We start from the raw sequence: 15,390 nt of genomic DNA on the forward strand, positions 1-15,390 counted from the left end.
TCGCCGACGAGCTCGAGCATGAGGCTCACAGGGTCGTCCCCGCGCACGCGGGGGTGAACCGGAGGCTGTCAAGCTCGCCCTGAACCTGACTCAGTCGTCCCCGCGCACGCGGGGGTGAACCGTACCCCCCCATCGAGCTCGAGCGGCCCCTCGAGTCGTCCCCGCGCACGCGGGGGTGAACCGCCGGCGAGCTCTCGGGTCGGGAGGGCCTCGACGTCGTCCCCGCGCACGCGGGGGTGAACCGCGCAACGGGTTCGCGCTCTGCCGGTCGTTCCAGGTCGTCCCCGCGCACGCGGGGGTGAACCGCGCGCCGAGGTGGCGGTGTCCGAGTGCCGCGGCGTCGTCCCCGCGCACGCGGGGGTGAACCGCAGAGCCTCGCGCTCGGGGCCGTGGCCGCAGCGGTCGTCCCCGCGCACGCGGGGGTGAACCCCGCGCCGGGCCCTCCGGGCGCACGCCGCGCGGGTCGTCCCCGCGCACGCGGGGGTGAACCGCGCGTCGAGGGCAGCGAGAACGCGCGCGAGTACGTCGTCCCCGCGCACGCGGGGGTGAACCGGCCGGGAGCGGCGGCGCGCTGGTGAGCACCTCGGTCGTCCCCGCGCACGCGGGGGTGAACCGCCTCTCAGTGAGGCGATTCAACAGGCCGCGAGCGTCGTCCCCGCGCACGCGGGGGTGAACCGGAGAGCACGCGGCCGATGGCCGCGATGCGCTTGTCGTCCCCGCGCACGCGGGGGTGAACCGAACTGCCGCGAGCGGGACGCCCGTCGCCCTCCCGTCGTCCCCGCGCACGCGGGGGTGAACCGGAGCATCCGAACATCGCGAACCCGGTCAACGGGTCGTCCCCGCGCACGCGGGGGTGAACCGGCCCCCACGGCCTGTGCCAGGCGACCGGCTGTGTCGTCCCCGCGCACGCGGGGGTGAACCGACCTTCAGTTCGCGGCCGAGCACCTCCAGCGCGGTCGTCCCCGCGCACGCGGGGGTGAACCGGCCGTGGTGACCGGCGAGATGCCGCGCGACGCGTCGTCCCCGCGCACGCGGGGGTGAACCGTGACCGAGTACCACGAGGCAGGCTGGACCGAGGTCGTCCCCGCGCACGCGGGGGTGAACCGTGACCGAGTACCACGAGGCAGGCTGGACCGAGGTCGTCCCCGCGCACGCGGGGGTGAACCGAAGCCCGACCTCCCGGAGCTGCGCCCGAGCTCGTCGTCCCCGCGCACGCGGGGGTGAACCGGGGGAGCACGTGCGTTATTTCTCAGCGCACGAGTCGTCCCCGCGCACGCGGGGGTGAACCGGGCGCACCGGAGGTCGCCTGCGCGACCGAGTACGTCGTCCCCGCGCACGCGGGGGTGAACCGAGCGCGAACGTGAACTCCCAGGGAAGCGCCTCCGTCGTCCCCGCGCACGCGGGGGTGAACCGTCGTCGAAGCCCCCGCGCGTCGTGCCCGTCACGTCGTCCCCGCGCACGCGGGGGTGAACCGAGGTCGTAGATCAGGAACTCCTTGCCGTCCTGCGTCGTCCCCGCGCACGCGGGGGTGAACCGGGCGCGGTGCCCCATGGCTGATTTCCTGTGGCAGTCGTCCCCGCGCACGCGGGGGTGAACCGACGGGCAAGGACTTCCTCGCCGGCGGGATCGCGTCGTCCCCGCGCACGCGGGGGTGAACCGAAGACGACGTTGTTGCTGCGGCGGCTCTTGCCGTCGTCCCCGCGCACGCGGGGGTGAACCGGCCCTCGTCGAGCTCGCGCGGAGCCTCGACGGCGTCGTCCCCGCGCACGCGGGGGTGAACCGCAGGCCAAGCGCCTGATCTGGCGCGCGATGATGTCGTCCCCGCGCACGCGGGGGTGAACCGGCCAAGAGCTCACAGAAGCTCGACGAAAAGGAGGTCGTCCCCGCGCACGCGGGGGTGAACCGCGCGAGTTCAATGACTACGTGGCATTCGTCGGGTCGTCCCCGCGCACGCGGGGGTGAACCGCCGGAGCCCGGGGCGCGGACGTCGCCGTCCGCGTCGTCCCCGCGCACGCGGGGGTGAACCGGCGGCGGGCGTAGCTGATCCCCCGCTCGGCCTGTCGTCCCCGCGCACGCGGGGGTGAACCGGTGTGGGCGCCCGGAGAGGCGGGACCGCTGCCGTCGTCCCCGCGCACGCGGGGGTGAACCGATCGGCTTCGCCGGGTCGCCGTTGTCTTCCTTCGTCGTCCCCGCGCACGCGGGGGTGAACCGAAGGCGAGCGCGAAGAAGTCCTCCCGGCTGAGCGTCGTCCCCGCGCACGCGGGGGTGAACCGTGGATAATCGAGCTAGGGGAGCTTTCGGCATTCGTCGTCCCCGCGCACGCGGGGGTGAACCAGAGGATGGTCTCGCGCGAGAACGTCCGCACGAGTCGTCCCCGCGCACGCGGGGGTGAACCGGTGGACGCGCACACCATCCACAGCATGAGCACGTCGTCCCCGCGCACGCGGGGGTGAACCGCCATCGCGCGCGGTCGCGTCATCGCCGCCGAAGTCGTCCCCGCGCACGCGGGGGTGAACCGGTCGCTTCCAGGTTCGGGAGCAAGCCTGGGATCGTCGTCCCCGCGCACGCGGGGGTGAACCGCCCCCCGGCGTCCCCGCTTCCTGCTCCCCCACGAGTCGTCCCCGCGCACGCGGGGGTGAACCGAGGAGTACGGGGGCAGGCTCGTCGCCAAGCTCGTCGTCCCCGCGCACGCGGGGGTGAACCGGGATCGAGCCTCCTCGTCGAGGGGCGCCTGCAGTCGTCCCCGCGCACGCGGGGGTGAACCGAAGGAGGCGCGACGACGGGCGGCGTCGAGTTCGTCGTCCCCGCGCACGCGGGGGTGAACCGTTCACGAACCTCCACACCACAACGCCGCTCACGAGTCGTCCCCGCGCACGCGGGGGTGAACCGAGCTCCATCCCGATCATGTCGCCGGGCGCATAGTCGTCCCCGCGCACGCGGGGGTGAACCGCTGGAAGCAACTGCCCGAGCTATCATTACGAAGGTCGTCCCCGCGCACGCGGGGTTGAACCGCGGAGCACGCCGGGGCTTTCGCGCTCGAGTTCGTCGTCCCCGCGCACGCGGGGGTGAACCGTCGCAGCCCCACCTGACGTGGGCGCACGTGAACGTCGTCCCCGCGCACGCGGGGGTGAACCGATGCCGAGGTCGCGCCCGAGGTGCGGCAGAGCGTCGTCCCCGCGCACGCGGGGGTGAACCGCAGGCAGCCGCATGCCGCGAGGGCGGCGGCAGCGTCGTCCCCGCGCACGCGGGGGTGAACCGCGCAAGGTCCTCCTCGACGGCGGCGAGCGCGCGTCGTCCCCGCGCACGCGGGGGTGAACCGGAACGCGTCGTCGGCGCTCTCGTTGCGGAACTTGTCGTCCCCGCGCACGCGGGGGTGAACCGCAGGAGTTCGGTGGCGCCGACGGCGAGAAGGCGTCGTCCCCGCGCACGCGGGGGTGAACCGCAGGAAGCGCACTGGGCACGCGCGTCCGCCGAGGTCGTCCCCGCGCACGCGGGGGTGAACCGCAATTCGCCGTCGCGGACGGCGCAACGTTCGTGTCGTCCCCGCGCACGCGGGGGTGAACCGAGAGCCTGAGCAACCTGTTCGCCGGAGTGAACGTCGTCCCCGCGCACGCGGGGGTGAACCGCATCGCGGGAAGGGCGCTTGGTTCTGCGACTACGTCGTCCCCGCGCACGCGGGGGTGAACCGTTCTACATCCTGCACAGCCAGGGCACACCGAAGGTCGTCCCCGCGCACGCGGGGGTGAACCGCAAGGGTACCAGGACGAGCGAGCGCGGCCGAAGTCGTCCCCGCGCACGCGGGGGTGAACCGATCGAGCCCACGCCGGACGCCGGCGCGGCCGCGTCGTCCCCGCGCACGCGGGGGTGAACCGGCAGCGAGGATTGCTGGCGCTGCGCCGAGTGCGTCGTCCCCGCGCACGCGGGGGTGAACCGTGGCGCGAACACGCGCGCCACCCCGCGCGAAAGTCGTCCCCGCGCACGCGGGGGTGAACCGAGGTCGGTACCTTCGGTGAAGAGGGTGAATTCGTCGTCCCCGCGCACGCGGGGGTGAACCGCCATCGGCGCCCGGTATCCGCTCCCGCCCCGCGTCGTCCCCGCGCACGCGGGGGTGAACCGGTCACCAACGCAAACGACGGGTCACCACGGGAGTCGTCCCCGCGCACGCGGGGGTGAACCGGCGACGGCGAGATCTCCGTGGGCGCCTTCGACGTCGTCCCCGCGCACGCGGGGGTGAACCGGAGGCGCCCGTCTACGGCGACCGCGTGCGGCTGTCGTCCCCGCGCACGCGGGGGTGACCCGCGCACGCGGGGGTGAACCGGCCACAACGTCGCGCGGCTCGCTGAACGCCCCCGTCGCTTCGGCGGCGCCTTTGGACTGATCCACTTCGCGGCGCCGCACTGATCCACCCATCGCGCCGTGCGGCGGCGCTCAAGTGGAGCTCGACCGCGACATCGCGATCAGGTGCGATGACCTTTGTGCGGCTCAAGGCGCGCGATACGCCGAGGCGGCACGAGGTCGCGGACGAGACGGCGCCGCCCTCCGCCTCGGCGTCTCTCGCGAGCGAGATAGGTCTACTCGGTCTCGCTCGAGGACAGCTTTATTCCTAGCACTCCACAGGCCAGGCGAGTACATGCGGCGCAGATATTGGCTTCTGGCCCGGCCACAAGCTTCGATTCTGTATCTCCGCAGAACGAGCATGACCTCGGCGCCCCAGCTTCTCCTTCGACCTCCGCAATCTCGTCGCCGAGTGTCATGCCGTGGACTTTCTGAACTACTTCGCATTTTTGAGACATCTTTGATACAGTATCAGGGCGGCCGCAATGCATGGCAATTGGAGATTCCGCGGAGACGCTTTGCACGTTTTTACGTTGTGCTCCAATGCCTTGCGACACTGCTTTTTCGTCCATTCCGGCGATATCGGCGCGTCGCTTGCTCCGTTCTCGTCGACTGAACTCGACTCTTCCGCGATCTTTGCGCTCGCCGGAAAAGTGTAGTTATTAACACCGATCGCGTCAACGTGATGCGCGGCATAGGTCGACGTATCGGCCATCGATTTTGCACTTATTCCCATCATGCCCAGGAATCCGATCGCAAGGCACCGGCGTTTCGACAAAAATCCTTTTGTTCCAACAGTACATCTCCATACACGACATCGTTTCCTCATGTGCGCAGTTGACTGTGATGCGAGCGACCGGATTCAGCGATTGTGATCGCGATGTAGTCGGGCCTCGGGAGGTGCACGTCGGCGAACTCAGGAAGAGCGCCGTAGCCCTCTGTGCCAACGTCGGGCGAGCGAGGCGAGGTGACTCACCCTGCGTCGTCCCCGCGCACGTGGGGTGAACCGAGGCGCTCGATCTGGCGAAGTCCCTGCGCCAGGTCGTCCCCGCGCACGCGGGGGTGAACCGGGGTCACGGAGATCCGAGAGGTCTACGGCTTCGTCGTCCCCGCGCACGCGGGGGTGAACCGCTCGAGGTGGACGGCCGCGAGATCGCGACGGTGGTCGTCCCCGCGCACGCGGGGGTGAACCGAACGACGAGCTCCAGATGACGATCGGCGACACGTCGTCCCCGCGCACGCGGGGGTGAACCCGATGAGCGGAATGTGTCCAGCCGCTGACGACTTCTCACAGCTCGACCTGGTAGACGCCTCCGACGCCGGTCGACCCGGGGCGCCGCGCGCCACGAACGCGACGCTGGCAGCACCGCGATGTCTGATAGATTGCGCCCGTGATCAGCGACTCCATCGAGCTCCACGCCGGGCCGTTCACTCCTCCGGACCTGCGCGTCATCTCGTTTCGCGGGCGTGAGGCGCTCTCCGAGCTGTTCTCGTTTCAGCTCATGGTGCAGCCGGTCCCCGAGCTCGAGGGCCGCGACGCCGAGCTGCTTGGCCGCCTCGCCTCTTTCATCATGCGCGATGGCCGCGGCGCCGAACGCCGCATCGAGGCGCTCGTCGACCAGGTGCGCACAGACGCCACGTTCACCCCGCGAACCGGTCCCACCTGGCACATCAAGACGCCGCAGTCGTTCCTGAAGCTGGACGAGGACGCGAGCCTGCAGGGCAACGGGCGAGCTCGTGGTGTGGATCAAGGAGCCCGACAAGGAGCCGTCGCTGAAGTGGCGGCTCAAGCTCGGCGACCTGCCGCCCATGGACACGCCGCACGGGATCCGGCTGCGGCTGAAGAACCTCGGCTACTACCGGATCACCGAGGGACAGACCGAGGGAGCGGAGGTCGCTGCGATCAAGGCGTTCCAGCGCGATCAGGGCCTTGAGCCCACCGGCGTCCTCGACGGCGAGACGCGCGGCCGGCTCGAGGCGGCGCACGGGCATTGACCGGACCGATGACTTGATGCTGCGGCATGAATCCACGAAGAAGGAACTGAACCCATGCGTCCGCCGAGATCCGAGAACGGTGCTTGTCTAGCCGCTGTCATCGTGGCATGTGCCCTGATTTCCTGCCGGCCAGGTGGCGCTGCGCCAGGTCCCCCCGCGCTCGGCGGAGACGTCGCGCAGCGTGCACCGGGCGCCGCGGGGCCATCTTCCCCGCGACCAGAGAGTTCGTTTGACAAGGTCGCTGATCTGCCCGGCCGTACCGCCCGTCTGTGGCCCCTGGAAGGCGGACAGATCCTGCTGGAGCGCAACGGCACCTCCTTTGCATTGATCGATGGCGATCATGTAGGCGCGACGGCAGAGATAGTCGAAGGTCTGCCCATGGATTCCTCCGTACCAGAGGGAGAGGTGAGAACCCTCGTCGGGCGCTGGCCCGATGCGGTGTGGATGGTCTTGCGCACCGCGGACAACTCGAGCCGGACCTATCCCTTCTACCATGAGAGCGTGTTCTGCCTCGGAGGTACTCGCTGGAAGATGGTCCACCGGGTACCAGAAGGCGACTACTCCGATGACCGTTACCAGGGCCTGTGGGATCAAGGCCGAGGGTGCCTGGTCGGCTTGCTCGTGGACAAGGAGGACGCCACCGACGCCTGGACGGCACACGAGGAGGTGCTCGATTGCCCTGGACAACCCGTGCCGCGTCCTCCGTACAAGGCAACGAACGATAAGAAGTACGGGATAACCGCGGCGCGGGGCTGGCACTCGGGAGACGTGCTGGCGATCGAGGCGCACGCTGCAATGAAGGAAGGCGAACCAGTTCCGGTCCGGCTCGTCCTGTCCCGACCGGGGCCTCCGAACAGGACCGAGATTCTCCTCCCGCTGCCGCCCGAGATCCAGCGCGACAAGCGGAAGTTCTACCCATGGGACATCCGCCTGCTCGGAGAGAGTCCGACCGACGTTTACGTCGTCGGCAATCATGAGCTCGGTATGGAGGCGCCTTATGGGATCTATGGGCCTTACCCAGCGGAGGATAAGCCGCCGCCCATGCTCTTCCATTTCGACGGGACCGCTGTTGCGGAGATGCCTGCTCCGCCGACAAGGCGGATCTTAAATGCCGCTCGCGGGCAGGACGGCACGTTGGTGATCCTCGGCCTGGCGCGAGACGCTTCCCGAGGAGGGAAGGCTGTGGAGGTCTGGGCTCTCCCGCGAGGCGGCGCCTGGATGCAGGTACCGATGCCCGTCGATCCAGAGGCGAAGGCCGCGTACGTGCCGGAAAGCGTCGCGGTGCGGTCGCTGTCCGAGATCTGGGTCGTAGGCGTTCACGAGAAGAATGAAAAGGATCGTCGGCTCGCCCTCTTCCGCTCCCACCGCCTGACCGAGAGCGCGCCGGGCTCGAGCCCGACGCGCGGTGCCGGTAGCCAGCTCCGCAGAACATTCGGTCGCCCAATGCATGATTCACGTGCCGGCGATCCTTGCAAGCCGCCCCCTGGCTCCTGGTACACTGCACCACTGACCAGCAATCTCTTCGATCTGGCACCGGACGGGCGACGGCGGAAGCGAGCAGGGACATGGCAGCACGAAGCGTACTGTGCACTCTGGTGAACTATACGGGCGAGCCGCTCACGTTCGTAGCCTCCGCGCGCTGCGGAGTCGCTCACCGGCACGGCGCCCCTGCCCGACATTCCACGGCGAGCAGCGCCGCCATTCCCGCAGTCCACCGTGTCGGCGGCAGCGAAGCCCCCGCCACCCGTGGTCGCAGAGACCGGGCCGCTCGTGGACGTCCCCCGCGGCCCAGCTTTGCCGTTCGCGCCCGGGGCATCGGCGGCTCCTCGGCCACCCACGCCGACAGCCCAGCCGCAGCGGCCGCGGGCGCCCGGTCAGCTCGGAGAGACGTCGCTGAGCCTCGAGATCCCCCGTGAGCTGTTGAGGCAAACCGCGAGCGCGCAGGAGGCGGTGACCGGAGCCACCTCCCAGAGCTCCACGACACCGCCGTCTCCCTCGCCGTCGAGCAAAGCTGGCACGAGCGGTCCAGCGCCCCTCGCCGAGCCGCTCGACATCGTCCTGCCGCTCGCCCAGTACGCCGCGCTCTGTGCCGAGCTGGCCTTGTTCCCTGACGCGGCCGAGGAAATCTTCCGGCGATACGGGCTGAGCTCCGCCGAGAAGCGGTCAGCGGTCGATACAGCCTGGAAGGAGCGGCTCCGCGAGCACCCGACGGAGTACGCACGATGGCAGGAGATGTTCCGCCAGTGCCATGCGCACTTCGCGAAGCACGGTAGGCCTGCGGGGTAATCCACCTCGATCTCGCCATCGGGCTCGCAGGGGACGACTCCGTCGCGTGGAGCCGGCGCGGAGAGCCGAACGGAGCGACAGGGCGATGGATTCCCGGCTCCATCATGCCCCATGATGGACGCGGGGATCCCTCAGGGCGCGTACGGCACCCAGCTCCCGACGCCACGGAGCGACACCAGCGCGCCGACCGGAGGCGAGCTGTACGCGACGCCGACGCCATCCACCGAGAAATCGCTGCGCCGGAGCGGCAGCAGCGCGGCGGCGCCGACGTCGAGGCCGAGCGGACCTGCCAGGCTCGCCAGCGACAGCTCGAGCGGCACCGCCAGCCACATCTTCTCGGCAACGTCGTTCCGTGTGTAGCCGCTCGCCGCCACCTCCAGCCGGCCGGCGTGGAGGCCGGTACACACATCGAAGCGCAGCGCCTCCGAGCCCGTGACTGCCAGGCAGGCGCGCACGACGCCGCCGAGCATCGTTTCGCGGAGCTCGCCCGGTCCGTGCTTCAACGTCTGAGGGACGAGCCAGAGCGCGCCGATCGCCGCCCGGAATCGCGCGCCGCCAATGCCGGCCTCCGCCGAGAGCGCGGGGGCGAAGGGGCGCACCACGCCGAACAAGCCGGTGGCGCCGACCGCCAGCGTGAGCCGCGTGGCGCCACGCGCCAAGCGTGGAGCCTCCTCCGGCGCGCCGCCGCCGGGTTCCGCAGGCTCGGGCCGCGCGAGCGCCGTCTCCGCCGGAGCTTTGCGCGAGGGCGCCGGCGCTTCAGGGGCAGGCGCCGCCGCTTCGGGGGCAGACGCCGGCTCGGCTCCCACCTCGGCCTCGGGAGCTTGCGCCGATGGCTCCCGCGCGTCGGAGTCGAGCAGCAGCGCGAGCGTCACCGCCGCCGCCTGCTCGAGCCCGGCGCAGCTGCGGCTGCGATCGCGCAGCTCGCGCGCGCCGCTCCCGCTGCGGATGGACGCGCGGAAGCCGTCGGTATCCCGGGTGAAGTCGACGAGGTAGGAGCCGCTCGCACCCGTCTCCGGCCGGCCGCGCAGCTGCTCGACGCGCTCGATGAGGCGCGCCGCGTCCGGGCAGCTCTCGGCGCCAGCGCCGCGCGTCACGCTCAGGTACGGCTCGGTCTGCGCCGTGGCGGTCCCCGAAGCCGCCAGCATCGCACCAAGAACCACGGAAAGAGCGCGACGCCTCCGCATCGGGACGACGCGAGGGTAGCCGCCGCGCGGAGCACGCGCATTTATTTGTGATCGTCCCGGGCCGGCGTCCCCACTAGGAGGCCGAGTGGTATCGTCCCTTCACAATTCCGCGCTCGAGCTGGCGGCGTCTGCTCGTCTCGCTCGCTGACAGGTCACCGGGACGTCACGGCATGAGCACACCGGACCCCGAGTTTCGAGCCCTCTACGACGCGCACTTCAACTTCGTCTGGTGCTCGCTCAGGCGCCTCGGGGTGCGCGAGGCGGACGTGCTCGACCTGGCGCAGAAGGTGTTCTTGACCGCGCATGTCAAGCTCCCCGAGTTCGAGGGTCGATCGCTCCTCACGACATGGCTCTTCGGCATCTGCCAGCGGGTGGCGAGCGACTACCGGCGCTCCGCGCGGTTCCGGCGCGAGGTCACGACGGACGCCGCGGAGATGGACCTCTACGGAGGCGCGTCCGAGGAGCTCGCGCAGAACGCGGAGTCGCGGCAGCGCGCGCAGGTGGCAGAAGCCATCTTGAACAAGCTGCCGGAGCCGCAGCGCCTCGTGTTCGTCCTGTTCGAGCTCGAGGAGAAGTCGGGGCAGGAGATCGCGGACCTGCTGGGCATTTCCGTGGGCACCGTGCGCTCGCGCCTCCGCCTGGCGCGCGAAACCTTCTCGCGAGAGGTCAAGCGACTCGCGCTGGCACAGGACGCGAGCCGAAAGGAGGCCGTGTGATGGGGGATCCTGAGCGGCTGCTGAGCGTCAAGAGCGGGGCGGACCCGCTCGAGCGGGAGCTCCTGGGAAGCGTGCGCCACGTGGGTCCGCCCGAGGGGGCGAAGGAGCGCGCATGGCGCGGCATCGCGGGCCAGCTGGCGGCGGGGACGGCCGTCGGCGCCACGGCCGGCTCGAGCGCCGCCGCTGCCACGAAGGCTGGCGTCGGCTCGCTGTTGCCGTCGGCGCTCTCGGTCAAGGCAGCGGCGGTGCTCGTGGGCGGCGGCCTGGTGCTCGGCGGAGGGTACTGGGCCCTCTCCTCCCCGGACGAGCCCCCTGCCCCGCCCCGCGCGGCGGCCCCGGAGCGCGCGCCCGCGGAGGTGCCGCAGGAGGTGCCGCAGGCCCCTGTGGCGCCTCTGGAGGAGCCCAAGGCGCTTCCGGAGCCGCCGCGCGATGGTCCCACCGCGGCAGAGCCGACCCGGAGGCCGAGCGGGCCGAAGCCGACGGAGACCGATCTTCTGCGCGCGGAGAGCGCGCTGCTCACGGAAGCGCGCGCCAAGCTGCGCTCCGGAGACGTGGCGGGAGCCACGGCGCTCCTCGAGCGCCTGCGCGCGCAGTTCCCGAACGGCGTGCTCCGGCAGGAGCGCGAGGTGCTCGCCATCGACGTGCTGGCCGCGCGCGGCAACGCGCAGGAGGCGAAGCGGCGCGCTCAGGCCTTCGTCAAGCAGTATCCCCAAAGCCCCCACAGCGCGAAGCTCAGGCGGTTCCTGGATCAGCCGTGAAGCGCCGGTCGGCCGCTCGCATCGTGGCGTTCGGCTGCCTTGCGGCGTCCGGGTGTGATGCGGAGATCACCTCGGTCGGCGCCTGGGCGCCTGTCGTGTCCGGATCGTCGTATATCGAGGCGGAGCTCGGAGAGCTGAGCGACGGCTTCACCGTGGGTGAAGACAGCCGCGCTTCCGGGGGCCGCTTCATCGCGCCCCCTGCCGGAATGCCCTCGGACGAGGCGCCGGGGCTCGAGCGGGCTCGCTACCGCTTCGAGGCGCCGAGCGGGGCAGAATACGTGATCTGGGGGCGGATCCACGCTCCGAGCGCCCTCAACAACCGCTTCTGGTTCCAGGTGGACAGCGGCCCCTGGTACCTCTGGCGCATCAGCGTCGGCGACATCTGGTTCTGGGACGATCTCCACGACGACACGCGCTATGGCGAGCCGCTCCGCTTCCCCCTCTCGGCCGGAGCGCACGAGCTCGTCCTCGCGAACGCCGTCGAGGGCGTCGAGCTGGATCGGCTGTACTTCACGCCGGACGGCGACGAGCCTCCGGGCAACGACACGCCCTGCGATCCGCCGCATTCGATCGAGGTCGAAGGGGAATGCCTCCCGAGCTGCGGGGCTTTGAAGGGAACCGCGTGCGGCGACGTCCCGTGCGCAGGGCGCGAATTGCTCGAAGTCTACGATTGCGCGGTGTGCTGCCGCATCGAAGGACCGTGAACCGGCGGCGCTCCCGCCATCGGGTCGGAGCTCGGCGACCGTAGACCCACCTCTTCGTACCCATCGAAACGTCTCCACGCTTCGACGACGAAAAAGGTGATCGCGCCCGAGCGGGTCTCCCACCGAGGCGGAGTAGCCAGCAGCGTCGAGCGGAGCCCTGAATGACTACATCATCGATTGAACAATTCAAGTCCCACGGAAGCGTGGGCGTGCTCGCCGCGGCGCTCGCGCTGTCGGCGTGCATCGGCAACCTGGGCAGCGAAGACGGCGCGTCGCCTGCGGAGGGCACGAGCGGCACGAACGGCAGCTCGAGCAGCAGCGGCGGCTCGGGGTCGGCGGGCCCCGGCGAGCCATTGAGGTGCGACGCGAGCACCATCGATCCTGGACCTTCGCCGATGCGGCTGCTCTCGCGGGCGCAGTACCTGAACACCGTGCGCGACCTCGTCGGCGACGTGCCCGGCCTGGATGCAGCGCTCGGCCCCGCCATCGAGGCGTCGGCGTTCGGCCTCTTGCAGCCGGACGTGACGCAGGTCGAGCTCGAGCATTTCCAGGCCGCGGCGGACGTCATCGCCGCGGCCGTCGCCGGCGATCCGGCGGCGCTCGACAGGATCGCGCCTTGCGAGGCCGGCGCCGAGCCGAGCGAGTGCGCGCGCCGGATGGTCGTGGGCTTCGGCGCCCGCGCCTACCGCGCTCCGATCACGGACGCGGCGGACATCGAGCGACACCTGCAGCTCTTCGACGTGGGCGCGGAGACGAGCTACGAACACGGGGTCGAGCTCCTGCTCCGCGGCATGCTTCAGTCGCCGCGCTTCCTGTACCGCGTCGAGATCGGCACCTCGGAGAAGGTGAGCGATCGCGCCGTGAAGCTGTCCCCCTACGAGGTGGCCGCCCGCCTCTCGTACATGCTCTGGGGCACCCTGCCGGACGCCAGGCTGAACGAGGCCATCGAGGACGGCAGCCTGACCACGAAGGAGGGCGTCGCGGCGCAGCTCGGCTGGATGCTCGAGGACGAGCGCGGCGAGAAGCTGGTCCATCGCTTCCTCGGCAGCTGGACGCACATGAACGGCCTGAACAGCGTGGTGAAGGACGCGGACGCCTTCCCCGAGTGGCAATCACGATCGTTCCGCGAGTCGCTGCGCGGGCAGGCCGACGCCTTCTTCGACCACGTGCTCGACGACGAGGGAGGCAAGCTGAGCGCGCTCCTCACCTCGACGACGGTCTTCTACAACAAAGATCTCGGCGGGTACTACGGCGTCACCGGCGACGACTCCTTCCAGGCGCTGAAGCGCACGGACGGCGCCACCTCGGGTATCCTGACGCTCCCGGCGCTGCTCGCCGTCCAGGCGAAGCCCAGAGAGAGCTCGCCGATCTACCGAGGGAAGTTCGTGCGCGAGGCGCTGCTCTGCCAGCAGCTGCCCGCCCCGCCGGCCAACATCCCCAAGCCGCCCGAGGTCGACCCGAGTAGCTCGACCCGAGAGCGGCTGTCGCAGCACGAGGTGGACCCGAGCTGCGTCGGCTGCCACCAGCTGCTCGATCCGATCGGCTTCGGCTTCGAGCACTACGACGCGCTCGGCCGCTACCGCGAGCTCGACGGCGGCGAACCCGTCGACGCGAGCGGCAAGATCATCGCCACCCGCGACATGAACGGCGAGTTCGAGGGCGTGGCGGAGCTCGGCGAGCGGCTCGCGGGCAGCGCCGAGGTGGAAGAGTGCGTGGCGCGCCAGTGGTTCCGCTTCGCGATCGCCCGCTTCGAACAGGACATGGATGGTTGCTCGATGGAGAGCTTGCTCGAGACCTTCAAGGCCGCCGGCCAGGATCTGAACGCGCTCCCCCGCGCCGTCGTGGAGACGGACGCCTTCCTTTACCGCCGCGCGATCGACGCGCACACGAAGGAGATGCCATGAACCGAAGAGGCCCTATCGACCTCCGCACCCAGATCAGCCGCCGCAAGCTGCTGGGCGGGCTCGGCGCCCTGACCGTCGCGCTCACGAGCCCCGTCTGGCGGAGCGCCACGGTGTTTGGTCAGGACGCGAAGCAGCCGGGCGCCAGGCGCTTCATCGGCATCTTCTCGGCGAACGGCACGGTGCCGTCGGCGTTCTTCCCGCCGGGGGACGCGCACGAGGCGCCGCTCACGCTCGGCCCTATCCTGGCGCCGCTCGAGGAGCACAAGCAGAGGATGCTTGTGCTCAAGGGCGTGCACATGAACTCGACGGTCGAGGACGAGCTCGGCGTCCCGAGCGAGAACAAGCCCGGCGGCCCGCACATGAAGGGCCCCGGCGCGATGCTCACGGGGGGCTCCCTGCTCGCCGGCAGCTTCACGGGCGCGGGCGGCCCCGCCGGCTGGGCGGATCGCATCTCCGTCGACCAGCACATCGCGGGTCGCATCGGCGGTAACAGCCAGTTCCCGTCGCTCGAGTTCGGGGTGCGCATCGAAGGGCAGGAGCCGCTCCGCGTCATCTCGTACCGCGGTCCGAACCAGCCGAACACGGCCGTCGACGATCCCTTCCAGATGTACGCGCGCATCTTCGCCAACGCGGATCTCTCCGAAACGGAGCTGCAGCGGCTGATCGCCGAGCGCCAGAGCGTGCTGGACTTCCTCAAGGACGATATCGGCCGCCTGAAGGCGCGCGTCAGCTCCGAGGACAAGGCGCGGCTCGAGGCGCACCTCGGCGGCATCCGCAACATCGAGCAGCGGCTGCAGAGCTCGGCGGTCTCGTGCACGCCGCTCATGATGCCGGAGAAGTTCGACACGCGAGCGATGGAGAACTATCCGAAGGTCGGCCGGCTGCAGACCGACCTGATGCTGCTCGCGCACATCTGCGGCATGACCCGCGTCTCCACGTTCATGTGGGCCAACGCCGATAGCTGGCAGTACTATCCCTGGATCGGGGTGAACGAGGAGCACCACGAGCTCTCCCACGCCGGCGACAACGACGCGGTCGCGAACGAGAAGCTCGTGAAGATCAACGTCTGGCACAGCGAGCAGGTGAAATACGTGCTGGATCAGCTGGCGCTCGCGAAGGAAGTGGACGGCAGCTCGGTGCTGGACAGCACCCTGCTGCTCTGGGGCAACGAGCTCGGCGTCGGCAACACGCACACGTACAAGGATATCCCCTGGGTGCTCGCGGGCGGCGCTGGCGGCTACTTCAAGATGGGCCGCACCATGAAGTACGCCGATCTGCCGCACAACAACCTGCTCGTGTCGGTATGCAACGCCATGGGCCTCGACGACGTGACCACCTTCGGCATTCCCGGCGTGTGCACCGGGCCGCTGCCGGGCCTCCTGGCCTGAGCCCCCATTTCGCCTCGCATCCCCGGGTGGCCCGCGCACGCCGCGCAGGACGCCGGACGGGCAGGCGCCCGGCGCCAGGATCCGGGTTGCCCCGGGCGGCTTCGGCGACTACGCTCCGAC

At 70.4% G+C, this 15,390-nt stretch carries 10 protein-coding genes and 1 CRISPR repeat array (1 of these 11 running past the window's edge); of the genes, 8 read left to right on the forward strand and 2 right to left on the reverse strand.

The genetic code is table 11. The features are described from left to right. A CRISPR array of direct repeats spans positions 1-4,300; the repeat unit is 29 nt; unit sequence GTCGTCCCCGCGCACGCGGGGGTGAACCG (it extends 1,379 nt beyond the left edge of the window). Positions 4,301-4,571: 271 nt separating this feature from the next. Further along, a complete protein-coding gene (locus ACSRUE_RS45515) occupies positions 4,572-4,907 on the reverse strand; it encodes a ClpX C4-type zinc finger protein (protein ID WP_441289017.1) in 336 nt (111 codons plus the stop codon). A gap of 1,165 nt (positions 4,908-6,072) precedes the next feature. Between ACSRUE_RS45515 and ACSRUE_RS45520 the strand changes: the two genes are divergently transcribed. From ACSRUE_RS45520 to ACSRUE_RS45530, 3 genes are all read left to right on the forward strand, one after another. After that, positions 6,073-6,330, forward strand: a complete 258-nt coding sequence (locus ACSRUE_RS45520) for a peptidoglycan-binding domain-containing protein (RefSeq protein ID WP_441289018.1) — start codon at positions 6,073-6,075, stop codon at positions 6,328-6,330. 102 nt (positions 6,331-6,432) lie between these two features. Then, positions 6,433-7,929, forward strand: coding sequence for a hypothetical protein (locus ACSRUE_RS45525; protein WP_441289019.1), 1,497 nt, complete (start codon positions 6,433-6,435; stop codon positions 7,927-7,929). Between the two features lie 351 nt (positions 7,930-8,280). Continuing rightward, complete coding sequence (locus ACSRUE_RS45530) at positions 8,281-8,616, forward strand: hypothetical protein (RefSeq protein WP_441289020.1); 336 nt, start codon at positions 8,281-8,283, stop codon at positions 8,614-8,616. A 131-nt stretch (positions 8,617-8,747) separates the two neighbouring features. On the opposite strand, the gene ACSRUE_RS45535 is transcribed toward ACSRUE_RS45530, so the two are convergent. Then, positions 8,748-9,761: a hypothetical protein gene (locus tag ACSRUE_RS45535; RefSeq protein WP_441289021.1), complete on the reverse strand. Its 1,014-nt coding sequence runs from the start codon at positions 9,759-9,761 to the stop codon at positions 8,748-8,750. Between the two features lie 209 nt (positions 9,762-9,970). Here ACSRUE_RS45535 and ACSRUE_RS45540 point away from each other — a divergent pair, with 209 nt between their 5' ends. The 5 genes from ACSRUE_RS45540 to ACSRUE_RS45560 all read left to right on the forward strand — a co-directional run bounded on the left by ACSRUE_RS45540 (position 9,971) and on the right by ACSRUE_RS45560 (position 15,270). After that, positions 9,971-10,516 (forward strand): RNA polymerase sigma factor, encoded by a 546-nt coding sequence (locus tag ACSRUE_RS45540; RefSeq protein ID WP_441289022.1) that lies wholly within the window; start codon positions 9,971-9,973, stop codon positions 10,514-10,516. Next, a complete protein-coding gene (locus tag ACSRUE_RS45545) occupies positions 10,516-11,274 on the forward strand; it encodes a tetratricopeptide repeat protein (RefSeq protein WP_441289023.1) in 759 nt (252 codons plus the stop codon). Before ACSRUE_RS45540 ends, ACSRUE_RS45545 begins: the two co-directional genes overlap by 1 nt. Beyond that, on the forward strand, positions 11,271-11,978 hold the full coding sequence (locus ACSRUE_RS45550) for a hypothetical protein (RefSeq protein ID WP_441289024.1): 708 nt from the start codon (positions 11,271-11,273) through the stop codon (positions 11,976-11,978). The genes ACSRUE_RS45545 and ACSRUE_RS45550 overlap by 4 nt, the downstream gene beginning before the upstream one ends. 161 nt (positions 11,979-12,139) lie before the next feature. After that, complete coding sequence (locus ACSRUE_RS45555; RefSeq protein ID WP_441289025.1) at positions 12,140-13,882, forward strand: DUF1592 domain-containing protein; 1,743 nt, start codon at positions 12,140-12,142, stop codon at positions 13,880-13,882. Next, positions 13,879-15,270 carry a DUF1552 domain-containing protein gene (locus ACSRUE_RS45560; RefSeq protein WP_441289026.1) on the forward strand — a complete coding sequence of 464 codons (1,392 nt, stop codon included), beginning with the start codon at positions 13,879-13,881 and terminating at the stop codon, positions 15,268-15,270. The genes ACSRUE_RS45555 and ACSRUE_RS45560 overlap by 4 nt, the downstream gene beginning before the upstream one ends. Positions 15,271-15,390 lie beyond the last annotated feature (120 nt).

It is taken from the genome of Sorangium sp. KYC3313, assembly GCF_052075895.1.
Lineage (GTDB): Bacteria > Myxococcota_A > Polyangia > Polyangiales > Polyangiaceae > Sorangium > Sorangium cellulosum_B.

What these genes read in the sequence shown, in the direction of transcription:
- ACSRUE_RS45540 (WP_441289022.1), top strand. Translation starts at nt 9,971, where the DNA reads ATGAGCACACCGGACCCCGAGTTTCGAGCCCTCTACGACGCGCACTTC.
- ACSRUE_RS45535 (WP_441289021.1), bottom strand. Translation starts at nt 9,761, where the DNA reads ATGCTGGCGGCTTCGGGGACCGCCACGGCGCAGACCGAGCCGTACCTG.
- ACSRUE_RS45545 (WP_441289023.1), top strand. Translation starts at nt 10,516, where the DNA reads ATGGGGGATCCTGAGCGGCTGCTGAGCGTCAAGAGCGGGGCGGACCCG.
- ACSRUE_RS45555 (WP_441289025.1), top strand. Translation starts at nt 12,140, where the DNA reads ATGACTACATCATCGATTGAACAATTCAAGTCCCACGGAAGCGTGGGC.
- ACSRUE_RS45560 (WP_441289026.1), top strand. Translation starts at nt 13,879, where the DNA reads ATGAACCGAAGAGGCCCTATCGACCTCCGCACCCAGATCAGCCGCCGC.
- ACSRUE_RS45515 (WP_441289017.1), bottom strand. Translation starts at nt 4,907, where the DNA reads ATGGACGAAAAAGCAGTGTCGCAAGGCATTGGAGCACAACGTAAAAAC.